Here is a 15,284-nt window from a genome sequence, read left to right as displayed (position 1 = left end):
CTCGGCTGAGGGCACGCGAACGGGCCGGCTCCGTCCCGGAGCCGGCCCGCGCCCCCTGCGGGGCGCGATGTCACTGTTCGAGGTCGGGGCGCAGCGCCTCGGCGCCGTCCAGGTAGACATGCCGGATCCCGCTGCGGCCGCGGTCGACGTCGACGTGCGCGAGCAGCCGCACCACCCGCGGCATCGAGTCCGGCACGGCGATCTCGACCGCGCACAGCAGGGGTACGTCGTAGAGCCCCGCCTTGCGGACGGCCAGTGCCGGAAACTCGGCGGTGAGATCCGGCGTCATGGTGAACAGCATGCTGACCACGTCGTCGCTCACCAGGCTGTTGCGGGTCATCACCGCGGTGACCAGCTCGGTGGTGGCCTCCAGGATCCGCGACCGGTCGTCGGCGGACACCTGGACGGCCCCGCGGATGGCGTGCACCGTCATCGGTGCCGCCCGGTCTCGGCCTCGATGAACGCCACCAGCCGGGCGATGCCCTCGTCGATCTCCTCGGGCGACAGATAGCTGACCGAGAGCCGCAGGGCCTGCCGGCCACCGTCGTCCGGGTGGAAGTAGCGCATCGGGGTCCAGATGACACCGAACTGCTCGGCGCACCGGGTCAGCGCCGCGTCGTCGGCCTCGAACCCGACGGTGAGCCCGAGGAAGAAGCCACCGCTGGGCTCGTTCCACCGCACGCCCAGCTCGGCGCGGCGCGCTTCGGGCAGCAGCTCGGCGAGCCGGTCGAGCACCCGCCGCATGGCGTCGCCGTAGTGGCAGGCCGCCTTGGCGTTCAGTTCGGAGACCCGCCCGTTCGCGGCCAGCAGCGCACCGGCCACCACGGCCTGGCTCAGCGACGAGGTGTTGACCGTCACCATGCTCTTGATCTTGGAGAGTTCGTCGGCCAGCAGCCCGGTGCGGCCGTCGTCGCCGACCACCGCCTGGTCGGCCACGGCGAAGCCCACCCGGGCGCCGGGAAACAGGGTCTTCGAGTAGGACCCGAGGTGCACCACCGACCGATCGCGGTCCAGCGCCTTGAGCGTCGGCACCGGCTCACCCGGGCTGACCAGCCGGTACGGGGTGTCCTCCAGGATCAGCAGATCCTCGCGGGCGGCCAGTGCCAGCAGCTCGGTGCGGGCCTGCGCGGACAGCGTGGAACCGGACGGGTTGGCGTGGTCGGGCACCAGGTAGAAGGCTCGCGGCCGGCGGCCGGCGGCGCGCTCGGCCCGGATCGCCGCCTCCAGGTTGGGCAGCGAGAAGCCCTCGGCCGTCTCGGCCACCGGGCTGAGGGTCACGTCCAGCAGACGGGCCACCCCGGTGATGCCGACGTAGCAGGGACTGGAGACCAGCAGGACGTCCAGCGGGTCGCGGATCAGCGCGCGGACGACCAGCATCATCGCCTCCTGCGCGCCGACGGTGACCACGATGGACTCGGCCGGCACGTCGATGCCCTCGTCCCGGCGCAGCGAGTCGGCGATGATCTCGCGGATCTGGCCGGCGGTCGGGCCGTACTGGTAGACCGCCGTGCGGATCTGCCCCGGCGACGCGCCGTGGTCGGCCAGATGGTCGAGGTAGCGGCGCAGGTGGGCGAGGACCTCCTCGGTCTCGAAGAAGCCGTCGTACGGCCGACCCGGCGCGAAGGAGATCGCGTCGGGATAGCGGGACGTGACCTCGTTGAGGAAGTTCATCGTGTCCAGGACCGGGTCGGAAATGCTCGAGTGCAACTCCGACTTACGCAGACCGGACGAGGCAAGGACGGTTTCTCCGGTCAAGGGATCCCCCTGATTGATCGTTGTCGGGTTCGCACTCCGTCCAACCGAGCGGAATGCGCATTCGGACGGTTTCTCCACCGGTGCGGCACCCGGTCACCGGCCGCCCAGCCCGGCGACGGCCAGGAACTCGCCGCGCGAGCGGGGGTCGTCGCGGAGCACACCCAGCATGGTCGAGGTGATGGTGCGCGCGCCGACCGCCTGCACGCCGCGCAGCGTCATGCACAGGTGCTCCGCCTCGATCACCACGCCGACCCCGTTCGGTTCGAGTTCGGTGGTCAGCCAGTCGGCGATCTGCTTGGTGAGCCGCTCCTGCACCTGGGTGCCGTGCGCGAACATCTCGACGACCCGGGCGAGCTTGGAGAGCCCGAGGATGCGGCCGGCCGGCAGGTAGCCGACGTGCGCCACCCCGACGAACGGCAGCAGGTGGTGCTCGCACACCGACCGGATCGGGATGTCGCGCGCCAGCACCAGCTCGTCGTACCCCTCGTCGTTGTCGAAGGTGGTCAGCTTGAACTCGCGGGCGGTCAGCAGGTCGGCGTAGGCCCGGGCCATCCGGGCCGGGGTCTCCTGCAGGCTCTCCGGGCTCAGGTCGACGCCGAGCGCCTCGAGGAAGACCGCGGCCGCCGCGGTCGCGGTCGTGATGTCGCGGACCGGCCGGCGGTTGACGACGTGCTTTGCGGTGATGGTCATCTGACGACTCCTCCGAAGGGTGAACAGGGACTTACCAAGGTCATTTGCCGGTCCAGTGCGGCGCCCGCCTGGCCGCGAAGGCCGCCGGGCCCTCGATCGCGTCCGCGCTGTGCCGGCGCCGCTCCTCCGCCTCGTAGGTGGCGGTGAAGGCGTCCGGCAGGGACAGGTCGACCGACCGCAGCGCGGCCTCTTTGATCGCTTGGACCGACAGCGGCGCGGCCGCGACCAGGTCGGCCACCCAGCCGTCCACGCACCGGTCCAGCCGATCGGCCGGGACGACCTCGTTGACCAGCCCGTACGCGTACGCGGTGGCCGCGTCCATCCGGCGCCCGGTGAGCAGGTGACCCATCGCCACCTTCTGCGGCAGCTGCCGGATCAGCCGGAACACGCCGCCGGCGCCGGGCACCAGGCCCAGCCGGACCTCCGGGAGGCCGAACTCGGCACGGTCCGACGCGATGATCACGTCGCAGGCCAGGGCCAGTTCGAAACCCCCGCCGAGGGCGTACCCGTCGACCCGGGCGACCACCGGCTTGCGGAAACCGAACCGCTCGGTGAGCCGGGGCCAGCCGGGCTGGCCGCGGCTGCCGAAGGAGGACGCGGGCGTGCCCGCCGCGTCGCGGCGGGCGCGCTCCTTGAGATCCTGGCCCACCGAGAAGGCGCGGTCGCCGGCCCCGGTCAGCACCACGACCCGGATCTCGTCGTCGGCCTCGATGTCGTCCCAGACCTCCGCCAGCTCCTGATGCATGCGCAGGTCCATGGCGTTGAGCACGGCCGGCCGGTCGAGCGTGACCCGGGCGACGTGATCGGCCTTGCGACAACGCACCCGGGTCTCGCCGGTCATGCCGACCGCTCCGCGAACCGGCCCACCTTGTCGACGACGTCACCGGCGTGGATCCGCAGCGCCTGCTCGAGGGCGAACTCGGCCAGGTAGACGCGGAGCCCGTCGAGCGGCTCCTCGGCCAGGTTGATCATCCGCCGGTTGGCCACGACGGCGTCGCCGGCCAGCCGGGCCAGCCCGCGTTCCACCGCCTCGTCCATCTCCTCGGGCGCCACGACCTCGTCGACCAGCAGGCGCGCGTCCGGTTCGGTGGCCGTGATCCGCCGGCCGCCGAGGATGACCTGACGCGCCAGCCGGGCCCCGGCGATCCGCGGCAGGCGCAGATTCCCGGCGCCGGGGACGATCCCCTCCCGGGCGGCGGGGAGGCTGAGATACGCGTCCGAGGCGGCCAGCACGTGGTCGAAGACCAGCAGGAGCTGACAGCCGCCGCCGATGGCGAAGGTGTCGACGGCCGCCAGCCACGGCTTCTCCGCCGCCGGCATCCACCGGTCCGGGTCGTCGTCGGCCAGGCCCCGTACCAGTTTGTGCAGGTAGCCCAGCTCGCGCCGGAGCAGGAAGCCGGTCAGCGAGATCCGCCCGGCGCTGATCGCCTTGAGATTGATCCCGGCGCTGAACACCCGGCGGCCGCGGTAGCGGGGATGGCTCATCACCCCGCCGCGGACCAGGCCGACCCGGACCTGCGGGTCGAGCAGCGCCAGGTCGACGGCGGTCTCCATGTCGTCGACCTGCTGCTCGTCCTCGGCGTTGAGGCAGTCCGGCCGGCACATCGTCAGCCGGGCCACCCCGTCGCGCCGCTCCAGCCGGACCGCCTCGGTCTCCAGCACACCGGTGCGCCGGAACTCCGGCAGCAGCCGCAGGGCACGTGGGGTGGGCCGCAGCATCGCCGCCATCAGGTGCCGCCCGGACCGCTCGGAGCGCAGCACCGCCCGCAGCAGGATGCCCTGGTCGATCTCCCGGCCTTCCTTGTCCGCCTGCGGCCGGGACCGTTCCCCGGCCAGCTGCCCGGCCGTCGGGGCCAGCCCCGGGAAGGCGTCCGCGGCGGCCTCGGCGAGCTCGTCCACCCGCAGGTGCCGGGCCCGGCCCTCGGTGAGTTCGTCGTAGACCTGGTCGACGTGCGCGGTCAGGAAGCGCACCCGCAGCCGGCGGACCGCGTCGTGCGTGTCCGCCGCCGCCCGCCGCTCCCCCGCCGTCCGCCGCGCCGGCGACGGCAACGCCGCCAGCCGGCGCTCGGCGTGCGCCGCGGCCTCGGCCAGGCGCACCCGGTCGGCGGCCAGGCCCGGCGGCGCGACGAGCGTGGTCACGGGGTCGCCTGGCGGCGCAGGGCGCGATCGCAGGCGGCCAGATGCGAGCCCAGCGCCTCCTCGTAGCTGCGATCCCCGGCGTCGAGCAGGAGCTGCCGGCGGATCGCCACCTCGCTGCCGGTGACCGTGCCGGCCGCCGCGGCGATCTCGGCGTGGACCTGGTCGGCCTGCTCCACCACCACGTCGACCAGTCCGGCCGCCGCGGCCTGCTCGGCGGTGATCGGCGTGCCGAGCAGCGCCGCCCGGCGCAGACCGGCGCCACCGCCCTGCCGGGCGAACCGGTACAGCGCCATACCCGGCCAGGTCGCGTCGCCGCCGGAGGGCACCACCAGGCGCGTGCCCGCGATGGCGATCCGGACATCGGTGGCCAGCAGCACGTCCAGTGCCGTGCCGCCGCAGTCGCCGGCCGCGACGGCGACGGTGACCAGGCCCAGTCGTTCGAGCCGGCGCACCGCGCGTTCCCACTTGGTCAGCAGCCCGACGCTGAGCCCCTGGGTCCAGCCCGGGAGCGGAGCGCGGGAGACGTAGACGGTGAGCAGGCCCGCGCCGTAGCCGTCCTCGGCCCGGTCGCAGATGCTCAGCAGCTCCTCGACCACCGCCGGCGACACCGGCCGGCTGCCGTCGACGTGCAGGACCAGATCGTCGGTACCCGCCACGGTCACCATTGGATCAACGCCATCTCGATCGTCGAGCCCGGTCCCATTGTCATCAGAACTCCGTAATCGCCAGGTGCGGTGACGCCCTCCTCGAGCAGCCGCTCGTAGGAGAACAGGAAAGACCCGCTGGACACGTTGCCGTGGTCGCGCAGGACACCGGTGGTGTGCCGCACGTCGTGACGGGTCAGGCCGAGGTTGACCACGACCGCGTCGATGACCTTCTTGCCGCCGGAGTGCACCAGCCACTGCGCGATGTCGCTACGGCGCAGCCCGGTACCGGTCAGGAGACGGTCGATCACCGTCTCGGCGTTCGCGCCGACCACGTACGGGATCTGCGGGTCGAGGAAGAAGCTGAAGCGATCGAGGTCGCTGTCCCAGTCGTAGCGCATCGCGTCGATCGCGTCGGTGATCACGAAGCTGGCGAACTTGAGGATCCGCGGTCCCGGACGGGACTCCCCCGGTCCGTCGTTGATCACCGCCAGGGCCGCCGCGCCGTCGCCGAAGAGGCTGTTGACGACCGCGGTGCGCATGGAGCCGTCCAGCGCGTACGCCGCGGAGCACGCCTCGGCGCACAGCACCACACCGAGCTCGCCGGGGTGGGCCGCGGACCAGCCGGAGACGACGTTCAGGGCGTTGAGCCCGGCGTTGCAGCCCATGCCGACGATGTCCGAGCGGCTGCAGTGCGGGTCGATGCCGAGTTCCTTGATCAGCAGCGCGCTGAGGCCGGGCGTGAGGAAGCCGGTCGACGTCACGCAGCACAGGTGCCGCAGGTCGGAGAGGTCCGCGCCGGCCCGCTTGAGGCAGGTCTGCAGCGCCTGGCTGCCCATCTCGATGGCCAGCCGCTTGTGCTTGGCCAGCAGCTCACCCTGCGGTTCGGGGTGGCGCAGGCCGGCCGCGTCCGGCTCCGGCAGGGTGAGGTGGCGCCGGTCGATGGCGCTGTTCAGGTAGACCGAGCGGACCTTCGGGTTCTCGATCCCGAGGTGCCCCAGCAGGGCGGACTGGGAGATCGACGTCCCGGTGGCGGCGGTGCCCACCCCGACCATGCGGGTGATGCCCGGCAGCACGGTGCCGGCACGAGATGCGGTGGGGCGTTCCAGAACCGACGTCATCGGTACATCCACCCCCACGTCCTGAGCTTGCTGCGGATCAACTTTTTGACCGACGCCGCGGACATATTCGACCTCCGAAGAAGGGGAGAAGAGTGGGATGCCGCGACGGTAGGTATTCGCATTCACCAACGTCAAACGTTTGTTCAACCGCCCGGTCCGGGGCCGTCCAACCGCGCATCCCCCGCGGTTGGACGCTCTGCTCACCGGCCCGCCGCCGCGGCCTTGAGCCGACGCCACTGCTCGTCGTCGAGGCCCCGGCGCCAGTACCCGGAGATCGACAGCAGCTCCCTCGTCACCCCCCGCTCCCGGACCAGGAAGCGCCGCAGGTCCTGCATGGCGCCGCCCTCGCCGTGCACGAAGGCCTGCGCCACGCCGGGCTCGAAGACGAGCGCCCGGACCGCGTCGGTCAGCCGCTCGCCGCGGGCCCGGTGCACCCACCGGACCTCCGCCTCCGCGGCGGTGGGCAGTGCCTGCTCGTCCCACGTGTCGCCCACCTCGATCACCACCTTGGCCCGGGCGCCCGGAACCATCGCCTGCAGCGCCACGGCGATCGCCGGCAGGGCGACCTCGTCACCGGCGAGCAGATGCCAGTCCGCCTCGGGGCCCGGCCGGTACAGCCCGCGCAGGTCGGTCAGCAGCACGGGATCGCCGGGCCGCAGTGTGGCCAGCCAGGACGGGGTGAGTCCGGGACTGCCGTGGTCGTAGACGTCGATCGTCAGCTCGCCGGCGACCGGGTCGAGGGAGCGCACCGTGTAGGTCCGGGTGCGCGGCCACGCCGCCCGCGGCAGCTCGGCGTGGATGCGGCCCAGATCGAGGTCGCCGGGATAGGTCACTCCCGGCCGCGGGAAGACGATCCGGACGTACGTGTCCGTGAACGGACCGGGATCGAATTTCGCGACCGGCGGGCCTCCGACGTACATTCGGGTCATTCGTGGAGCGATTTTCTCCAGCCGATGAAGGGTCAGCCGGACGATGGGACGGGCCGGCGCCGAAGTGCCGATCATTAGCCCTCCTCGCGCTGATTAAGTTCAGGCAAGGATAGGCTTACCAACCCTATTTCCGAGTGCGCACTCGAACAGTTCGGTCAGGCGTGTTCAGCCGGTGCCGGCCGCCCATTCGTACGCGACCGGAAATTCGGTATCGTCGTCAGGAATTCGCTGTCCCGCGCCGACCCGGGTGGCGAAGTCCGCCCACTGATCGGCGAATTGCCGGGCCAGATCGGCCACCACGTCACTGCAGTGCGGCGGCACGTTGTCGACGATGGCGTCCCACTGCTCGGTCCAGCGGGTGTGCAGGGTCAGCAGCCGCAGCAGGTTACGGCCGGTGTCGGTGTAGCGCAGCGCCGGGTCGCCGGTGAGCCGGTTGACGATGACGGAACGGTCCGGCGCCGGTTCCGGCAGGCTGCCCGGGCGCACCAGGTTCAGCGGACGGCGCTCCGGCGTACGGCTCTTGCCGGAGGTCGCGCCGGCACCCCGGGGCCGCCGGGCCGGCGCCGGATCCGCGCCGCTGAGCAGCCGGTTGCGAACGTCGCGCGCGGTCTCCGGGGAGATCGCCGCCGCCTTCGCCACCTGCCGCAGGGACAGGTTCGGATTCTCGGTCATCAGTTGGCCGGCGAGCCGGCGCCCGGCGCTGCAGTCCAGCGGGCGGACCCGGCCGTCCTGGCCGATCCGCCTGCCGTCCGACCCGCCCGCGCCGGCCACCCGCCGGCGCACGTCGGCGACCGTGCCCGGGGAGATGCCGGTCACCGCGGCGACCCGGCGATCGGACCACTTCGGGTACGCGGCGATGATGCGCTCCGCCGCACGCTTGCGGTCGGCCAGCGCCAGCGGCAGCCCGTGCGAGGCGTTCAGCAGCACCGACAGCAGGAACGCCTCGTCCTCGGAGCCGTCGAAAAGGCGCCCGGCAATCGTCGACTCGCCGCGCCGCAGCGCCGCCTGGACCCGGTGAACACCGTCGATGACGCGCATCGTCGGGCGATGGACCACGATCGGCGGCAGGTCCCGCTGCGCCGCGAGCAGCGCCTCGACGTGCGACGCGTCGATGCCGGCCAGGCGGGGTGAGCCCCGCAGATCGAGGTCGCCGATCTCCATCGCCAGGACGGGCTGCCGATTGATGGCCTCTTCCTCAGGTGTCAAAGCAGCTCCTCAGCTCTGACACGCACGCCGGAGTCGCCCCCGGCGCGCGTGCGTCCCGAGCGAGTCTCGTGTGGCTTCGGCAGATCCGCGCAGGGCAGAGCAGGGCGCGGCCAGGGCCTTGCGGGGCTCGGCGGCCGTCCCCGGCGCGCCGCCCCCGACAACGGAGACTCACGGATCGAATGACCGAATGACAATGCACGCCCGGCTCGGTCGACCGGTGCGGCATTCCGTCGCGACAGAGCCGCCGCAGTCACCTGACCGCGGCCGGCTCGATATCGCATCGTCGTCGGGCGAGCCGCCCAATCCGTCAGTCCGGAATCATGGCTCTTCTCCCCCGTGCATAAGCCGTTCACATGATCTGCGGAACGGGATGAGAACCCGTTCTCACGGCTAAAAATTACATCGCACGAATCCGGCCAGTAACCCCTAACCCGCCGGGCCGCCCCCTAGCGCCCGGCCAAAAAGTGTGCATCCCTCGACACTGCTGAATTCGGACGGATCGGTGATTAAACACCCGCGGGAACGTGACCGACCTCGTCCGGGGAGGCGGCGAGCATACGACCCATAAGGGGCGGCCAGGACGCCATCATGTCGCTGATCTCACGAATATCCGTTTCAGTGAGGGCCTGGTCGCCGTCGCAGAGCGCCGTCTTGGGCGCCGGGTGCACGTCGATGATGAGCCCGTCGGCCCCCACCGCGATCGCCGCCCGGGTCAGCGGCAGCACCAGATCGCGGCGCCCGCCGGAGTGCGACGGATCCACGATCACCGGCAGATGGGAGAGCCGCTGAACAACCGGCACCGCACTGATGTCCAAGGTATTGCGAGTGGCGGTCTCGAATGTCCGGATGCCGCGTTCACACAGCACGATGTCCAGATTCCCGCGCTGGGCGATGTATTCGGCGGCACTGAGCCATTCCTCGATCGTCGCGCTGAAACCGCGCTTGAGCAGAACCGGTTTGCCCGCCGATCCGACCGCCTGCAGCAGCGCGAAGTTCTGCATGTTGCGCGCGCCGATCTGCAGCATGTCGGCGTAGGACGCCACCATGTCCACGTGGCCCGGGTCGATCACCTCGGTGACGACCGGCAGACCGGTCTCGGACCGCACGTCCGCCAGGATCCGCAGGCCGTCCTCCCCCATGCCCTGGTAGGAGTACGGCGACGTCCGCGGCTTGAACGCGCCGCCACGCAGCATCGAGGCCCCGGCGGACTTGGCCATCCAGGCCGCCTGCAGGGTCTGCTCCGGCGACTCCACCGCGCAGGGGCCGGCGATCACGGTCAGCGTGCCGGGCCCGATCGGCACGCCGCCGACCCGGATCACCGAGCGCGCCGCGTGGTGCTCCCGGCTGACCAGCTTGAACGGCACCGACACCCGGATCACCTGGAGCACGCCGGCCAGGCTGCCCAGGTTCAGCGCCTCGAAGTCGGCCACGTCACCGACCAGGCCGACGATCGTCCGGGTCAGCCCTCGGCTGACGAATGCCTGGCCACCGGCCGACTGGACCAGGTTGACGACCGCTTCCACATCCGCCGGGGTAGCCTCCGGCGTCATCACCACGACCATGACAGTTCTCCTTGTTCAGGTCTTGTCCGGCGTCCCCCGGACAGCGAACCGCCGCGGCATCTCTGCCGCGGCGGACGGATCATCAGGTGTCGCCCCGATCAGGCCGGGACCGAGCTGCGCTGTTCGAGCTCCTCGGCGATCTGGAGCCACTCGGCCGCGCAGGATCGCGCCATGTTGGCGATGATGTAGGCGCAGTGGGCCGGCACCTTGTGCTCGACCTCCGCCCACTCCTCCGAGCGGATCGCCCGCGAATGGATCCACCGCAGCACGGTCCGGCCGGATTCGGTGAACCGCAGTGACGGGTCGCGCTGCAGCCCCTGCAGCAGATGCGAGACCGCCTCCCGGGTGACCGGCTCCTCGCGGCGGGGCCGGGCCTGCGGCAGCGGGTCCTCCCCGCGCTCCAGCCGCTGGCGCACGTCGCGGACCGTGGCCGGCGAGACCCCGACCTCGCGGGCGATCTCCCGCAGCGAGGCCTCGGGCCGCTGCTTGATCAGCGCCGACGCGCGCAGGCGCCCGACGCTGTTGTCGAGCGGCCGGACCCGCCCGTCCCGGCCGGTACGGGCGGTGACCGGCTCCACCCCGACCTCGTCCTGCATGCGCCGGCGGATGTTGCCGACCGTGCGCGCGCCGATCCCGACCGCCGCCGCGATGGCCCGGTCCGACCAGGTGGGCTGCGACACGATGATGCGCTCGGTGGCCCGCGTCCGGTCGGCGAGCGACAGCGGCAGGCCGTGCGTCGTGTTGGCCGTGACGGCCAGGACGAAGGCCTCCTGCTCGGTCCCGTCGAAGAAGGACACCTCGATCTGCTCGTCACCGCGCAGCTTGGCGGCGCGCAGGCGATGCATGCCGTCGATGACCCGCAGGGTGTCGCGGTGGACCACGATCGGCGGCAGACGCTCCTCGATGGAGGCCAGCATCTCGATGTGACTGAGGTCCTCGCCGGCCCGTCGTGGCGAATCGGCGGGGCGCAGCGCGCTGACCGGCAGCCATTCCGAGTGGCTCTCGCCACCCGGGCGCCCCATTTCCGGTTCGGAAACGGATTCCTGATCGGGCACCGGCGCGAGAACCCGCAGCGATCTCTTGTGAATCAGTAGCTCTTCCAAGGCAAGCTCCCCCGAAGCACAGTTCCTCGGCCGAACGTCAATTACCACCTGCTCGGTGTTCAACCAGCCGACACAGTGGATATTAATCGCGGTCGGACAACCGGTGCGGGTGTCCGACTGACCAACCGGAGTAGCGCCTGCGCCGCATGCCTGCAATAAGAATTGCGCAGTCGGACGGTCTTTTCATGGGCAATTCACAGGTTCGGGAAAGGGGCGGCGCCGGCCGGTGTCCAACCGCGGAAATGCGGCAGATGGACACCCGCCCGGGCGGCCGGTGGGCCGCCCGGGCGAGGTCCGAACATCTGTCGCGAGAGCGTCAGCCCTGATCCCGGCGCATCGGCCGCAGCGCCGGCCGCTCCGAACGCTCGGTGCCGAGCTGACCGGCCAGCAGCGCCACGGTCGGCGCCTCGAACAGCACCTGGATGTCCACCTCGACCCCGAGGGTGGCCCGGATCCGGGAGATCAGGCGCACCGCGAGCAGCGAGTGCCCGCCGAGGTCGAAGAAGCTGTCGTCCAGCCCCACCGAGTCGACACCGAGGATGTGGGCGAACGCGTCGCACAGCTTCTCCTCGTCCGGGGTGGTCGGTGTCCGCCGGGCGGCGCCGCCACCCGCCACGTCCGGGGCGGGAAGCGCGTTGCGGTCGAGCTTGCCCCCGGCGGTCAGCGGGAGCGCGGCGAGCATCACCACCGCAGCCGGTACCAGGTGGTCCGGCAGGCGCTGGGCCACGAACTTGCGAACCGACGAGGCCAGCTCGGTGTCCCCGTCCTCGGCGGCACCGTCAGCCGCGACGAGGTACGCGACGAGCCGCTTGTCGCCGGTCGTGTCCTCCCGCGCGATCACCGCCGCCTGTTCCACCGCGGGGTGGCTGCGCAGCGTGGCCTCGACCTCGCCCGGCTCGACCCGGAAGCCGCGCACCTTGACCTGGTCGTCGGCCCGGCCGAGGACGGCCACCTGCCCGTCCGCCGTCCACTTCGCCAGGTCGCCGGTGCGGTACATGCGCTCACCGGAGCCCCACGGGCAGGCGACGAACCGTTCCGCGGTCAGCCCGGGTCGGCCCACGTAGCCACGGGCCGGCGCGGCGCCGGAGACGTACAGCTCGCCGGGGATGCCGACCGGCACCGGCGCCAGGCCGTCGTCCAGCACGAACAGCCGGTTGTTGGCGATCGCCGCACCGACCGGCGCCACCGCGCCGGCCAGCCGCTCGGCGGTCAGCTCGGTGGTGGCCACCCCGATGGTGGTCTCGGTCGGCCCGTAGTGGTTGTAGACCCTGGTCCCCCGGTTCGCCGCCGCGGCCAGCAGCTCACCGAGCCAGGCCACCGGCGCGGCCTCGCCGCCCAGCACCAGCGAGCGGGCCGGCAGCAGGCCGTCCATCCCGGCCGCTCCGGCGGACAGCGCCATCAGGTGCGACGGAACCGCCTTGACGCAGTCGATGCGCTGGGTGGCGAGGTAGTCGGCCACCGCGGCCGGGTCCACCACCGCGGACTCGTCCAGCACGTGCAGCTGACCACCGGTGGCCAGGCTGATGAACACGACCGTGTTGCCCAGGTCGGTCACCTGCGGCTGGAGCAGCCCGTACCGGGTGCCGGCGCTGGACCATCCCAGCCGCTCCGACGTGCTCACCACGTAGTTCGCCAGCGACCCGTGGGTCACCGCGACGCCCTTCGGGACGCCGGTCGACCCGGACGTGTAGATCACGTAGGCCAGGCTCCGGCTGTCCACCGTCACCTCGGGCGCGTACTCCGGGCATTGCGCGAGCCCGGCCTTCACCATCGGGTCGTCGAGGGCGACCAGCCGGACCAGACCGGCCGGCAGGTCGTCGAGCACCTCCTCGACACCCACCAGCAGGGTTGCCCGGCTGTCGGCCAGCATGAACGAGATGCGGTCCACCGGCAGCGTCGGGTCGACCGGCAGGTACGCCGCGCCGGCCTTCCACACCCCGAGGATCGCGCTGATCATCTCCACGCCGCGGGGCAGGCACAGTCCGACCACCGAGTCCGCGCCGACGCCCTGTTGGCGCAGGTACCACGCCAGCTGGTTGGCCCGCGCGTCGAGCTGCGAATAGGTCAGCTCGACGCCGCCGGCCACCACGGCGACCGCGTCCGGCGTCGCCGCGACCGGCGCCCGGAACATCTCCCCGACTGTCGACGCCGGCAGCGCGGCGGCCGTGTCGTTCCAGTCGTGCAGCACCCGGCCGCGCTCGGCCGGCTCCATCACCTGCACGGCGTGCAGCCGGATCTCGGGGCTCCGGGTCACCACGTCGATGACGTGCGCGAACCAGCCGACGATCCGCTCCACCGTCGAGACCTCGAACAGGTCCGCCGAGGCGGTGACCGCGCCGTACAGCCCGGCCGGGCGTCCGGCGGCGTCGAAGGTCTCGCCGACCAGGACGTCCAGGTCGAACTTCGCGGCCTGCTTGCCGGCGAACAGCATGGCCGACTCGATGCCGGGCAGTTGCGGCGTGTCGTCGCCGGCGCGCGCCGCCGACACCGGGTTCAGGATCGTGAGGATCACCTGGAACAGCGGGTGCCGGGCCAGTGACCGCGACGGCGCGAGTTCCTCCACCAGCCGTTCGAACGGCACGTCCTGGTGGGCCAGGGCGCCGAGGGTGGTGTCGCGTACCCGGGTCAGCACCTGCCGGAACTCGGGGTCCCCGGCCAGGTCGGTGCGGATCACCAGGGAGTTGACGAAGCAGCCGACCAGCTGGTCGAGCGCCTCGTCGGTGCGCCCGGCCGACGCCGACCCGATCGGGATGTCGGTGCCCGCGCCGAGCCGGGAGAAGAGCACCGCCAGCGCCGCCTGCAGGACCATGAAGGGGGTCACCCCCTCGTCGCGCGCCAGCTCGACCAGCCGCCGGTGGACCTCGGCCGGGACGTGCACCGGCACGCTGTGCCCGTGGTGGCTCGAGACGGTCGGGCGCGGCCGGTCCACCGGCAGCGCCAGCTCCTCCGGCATCCCGGCCAGCGCCTGCCGCCAGTAGCCGGTCTGCTGCGCCATCAGGCTCGCCGGGTCGGCCGGGTCGCCGAGCAGCTCGCGCTGCCACAGCGAGTAGTCGGCGTACTGCACGGGAAGCGGGGTCCAGTCCGGTGCGGTGCCGTGCTGCCGGGCCGCGTACGCCGCCGACAGGTCGCGGAACAGCGGGCCGATCGACAGGCCGTCGTCGGCGATGTGGTGCAGCACCAGGACGAACACCCGGTCGTCCGGGGCGACGTCGAACAGCCAGGCCCGGATCGGCAGCTCGGCCGACACGTCGAACTCGTACCGTGTCACGCCGACCACCGCGCTGGACAGGTCGGCCGTGGCGAGCGTGGCGGTCGAGAGGTCGGTCTCCGGTTCCACCGCGTCCATCGCGATCGACGGCAGGTCCGCCATGGCGGCGAAGTCGGGGAACCGCAGTTCGGTACGAGTGCGCTGGTCGGGGACCCGGGTCAGCACCGAGCTCAGCCCGGACGGGTCGATGATCTGCTGGTACGGCTCCCCGCCGACGGACGGGAACATCGTCCGCAGCGACTCGTGCCGGATCATCACGTCGAGCAGCGCCCGGTCGAGCGCGGCCTCGTCGAGCCGGCCGCGCAGCCGGATCACCATCGGCATGTTGTAGCTCGGGTTCGCGCCCTGCAACTGGCCGAGGAACCACAGCCGCCGCTGGGCGAAGGAGAGCGGGACCCGGTCCGGGCGCGGCACGGGACGCAACGCCAGCCGGGCGCTGTCCACATCGGGCGCGGACAGCCAGCGCGCCAGCCCGGCGACGGTCGGCGTGGCGAACAGGACCCGCAGCGGCAGTTCGACGCCGAGCACGGCCCGGATCCGCGACACCAGACGTACGGCGAGCAGGGAGTGCCCGCCGAGCCGGAAGAAGTCGGCGTCGGAGCCGACCCGGTCGAGCCCGAGGATCTCGGCGAACACCGCGCAGAGGATCTCCTCCTGCACGGTCGCCGGGCCGCGGCCGGCGCCGGCGTCAGCGGTGTAGTCCGGGGCGGGCAGCACGCGGCGGTCGAGTTTGCCGCTGCTGTTCAGCGGCAGCCGGTCCAGTTCCACGATCGCGGCCGGGACCATGTAGGCGGGCAGGCGCTCGGCCAGGTACTCCCGCAACTCCCCGTCAGCCGTCGGACTGTCAGTCACGACGTACGCGACCAG

The 15,284-nt window shown here is 72.0% G+C and carries 12 protein-coding genes; all 12 read right to left on the bottom strand.

The genetic code is table 11. The annotated features are described in order from the left end of the window. Nucleotides 1-70: 70 nt before the first annotated feature. Nucleotides 71-433: a chorismate mutase gene (gene aroH / locus AB0F81_RS45625; RefSeq protein ID WP_360209674.1), complete on the bottom strand. Its 363-nt coding sequence runs from the start codon at nucleotides 431-433 to the stop codon at nucleotides 71-73. Next, nucleotides 430-1,755: a PLP-dependent aminotransferase family protein gene (locus AB0F81_RS45620; RefSeq protein ID WP_360209672.1), complete on the bottom strand. Its 1,326-nt coding sequence runs from the start codon at nucleotides 1,753-1,755 to the stop codon at nucleotides 430-432. The genes aroH and AB0F81_RS45620 overlap by 4 nt, the downstream gene beginning before the upstream one ends. A gap of 93 nt (nucleotides 1,756-1,848) precedes the next feature. Further along, nucleotides 1,849-2,445 (bottom strand): GTP cyclohydrolase I FolE, encoded by a 597-nt coding sequence (folE, locus tag AB0F81_RS45615; RefSeq protein ID WP_360209670.1) that lies wholly within the window; start codon nucleotides 2,443-2,445, stop codon nucleotides 1,849-1,851. A gap of 40 nt (nucleotides 2,446-2,485) precedes the next feature. Then, nucleotides 2,486-3,286 (bottom strand): enoyl-CoA-hydratase DpgD, encoded by an 801-nt coding sequence (gene dpgD, locus AB0F81_RS45610; RefSeq protein WP_360209668.1) that lies wholly within the window; start codon nucleotides 3,284-3,286, stop codon nucleotides 2,486-2,488. Next, entirely contained in the window at nucleotides 3,283-4,584 is a 1,302-nt protein-coding gene (dpgC, locus tag AB0F81_RS45605; RefSeq protein WP_360209666.1) for a (3,5-dihydroxyphenyl)acetyl-CoA 1,2-dioxygenase DpgC, read from the bottom strand. Before dpgC ends, dpgD begins: the two co-directional genes overlap by 4 nt. Next, entirely contained in the window at nucleotides 4,581-5,240 is a 660-nt protein-coding gene (gene dpgB, locus AB0F81_RS45600) for an enoyl-CoA-hydratase DpgB (RefSeq protein WP_360209664.1), read from the bottom strand. The genes dpgC and dpgB overlap by 4 nt, the downstream gene beginning before the upstream one ends. 2 nt (nucleotides 5,241-5,242) lie before the next feature. Further along, on the bottom strand, nucleotides 5,243-6,349 hold the full coding sequence (gene dpgA / locus AB0F81_RS45595; RefSeq protein ID WP_360209662.1) for a 3,5-dihydroxyphenylacetyl-CoA synthase DpgA: 1,107 nt from the start codon (nucleotides 6,347-6,349) through the stop codon (nucleotides 5,243-5,245). 200 nt (nucleotides 6,350-6,549) lie between these two features. Further along, on the bottom strand, nucleotides 6,550-7,353 hold the full coding sequence (locus AB0F81_RS45590; RefSeq protein WP_360209660.1) for a siderophore-interacting protein: 804 nt from the start codon (nucleotides 7,351-7,353) through the stop codon (nucleotides 6,550-6,552). Between the two features lie 90 nt (nucleotides 7,354-7,443). Next, on the bottom strand, nucleotides 7,444-8,484 hold the full coding sequence (locus AB0F81_RS45585; RefSeq protein ID WP_360209658.1) for a transcriptional regulator protein: 1,041 nt from the start codon (nucleotides 8,482-8,484) through the stop codon (nucleotides 7,444-7,446). A 506-nt stretch (nucleotides 8,485-8,990) separates the two neighbouring features. Next, nucleotides 8,991-10,046 (bottom strand): 3-deoxy-7-phosphoheptulonate synthase, encoded by a 1,056-nt coding sequence (gene aroF / locus AB0F81_RS45580; RefSeq protein ID WP_360209656.1) that lies wholly within the window; start codon nucleotides 10,044-10,046, stop codon nucleotides 8,991-8,993. Nucleotides 10,047-10,144: 98 nt separating this feature from the next. Next, nucleotides 10,145-11,068, bottom strand: coding sequence for a helix-turn-helix domain-containing protein (locus tag AB0F81_RS45575; protein WP_360209654.1), 924 nt, complete (start codon nucleotides 11,066-11,068; stop codon nucleotides 10,145-10,147). A gap of 397 nt (nucleotides 11,069-11,465) precedes the next feature. Then, nucleotides 11,466-15,284 (bottom strand): amino acid adenylation domain-containing protein, encoded by a 3,819-nt coding sequence (locus AB0F81_RS45570; protein ID WP_360209652.1) that lies wholly within the window; start codon nucleotides 15,282-15,284, stop codon nucleotides 11,466-11,468.

The sequence above is a fragment of the Actinoplanes sp. NPDC024001 genome (genome assembly GCF_040638955.1).
Classification (GTDB): domain Bacteria; phylum Actinomycetota; class Actinomycetes; order Mycobacteriales; family Micromonosporaceae; genus Actinoplanes.
The sequence above is the reverse complement of the archived record's forward strand: the minus strand, read 5'-3'. Positions and strand labels throughout refer to the sequence as shown.

What these genes read in the sequence shown, in the direction of transcription:
- AB0F81_RS45575 (WP_360209654.1), bottom strand. Translation starts at nt 11,068, where the DNA reads ATGGGGCGCCCGGGTGGCGAGAGCCACTCGGAATGGCTGCCGGTCAGC.
- AB0F81_RS45590 (WP_360209660.1), bottom strand. Translation starts at nt 7,353, where the DNA reads ATGATCGGCACTTCGGCGCCGGCCCGTCCCATCGTCCGGCTGACCCTT.
- dpgD (WP_360209668.1), bottom strand. Translation starts at nt 3,286, where the DNA reads ATGACCGGCGAGACCCGGGTGCGTTGTCGCAAGGCCGATCACGTCGCC.
- aroF (WP_360209656.1), bottom strand. Translation starts at nt 10,046, where the DNA reads ATGGTCGTGGTGATGACGCCGGAGGCTACCCCGGCGGATGTGGAAGCG.
- aroH (WP_360209674.1), bottom strand. Translation starts at nt 433, where the DNA reads ATGACGGTGCACGCCATCCGCGGGGCCGTCCAGGTGTCCGCCGACGAC.
- dpgA (WP_360209662.1), bottom strand. Translation starts at nt 6,349, where the DNA reads ATGACGTCGGTTCTGGAACGCCCCACCGCATCTCGTGCCGGCACCGTG.
- folE (WP_360209670.1), bottom strand. Translation starts at nt 2,445, where the DNA reads ATGACCATCACCGCAAAGCACGTCGTCAACCGCCGGCCGGTCCGCGAC.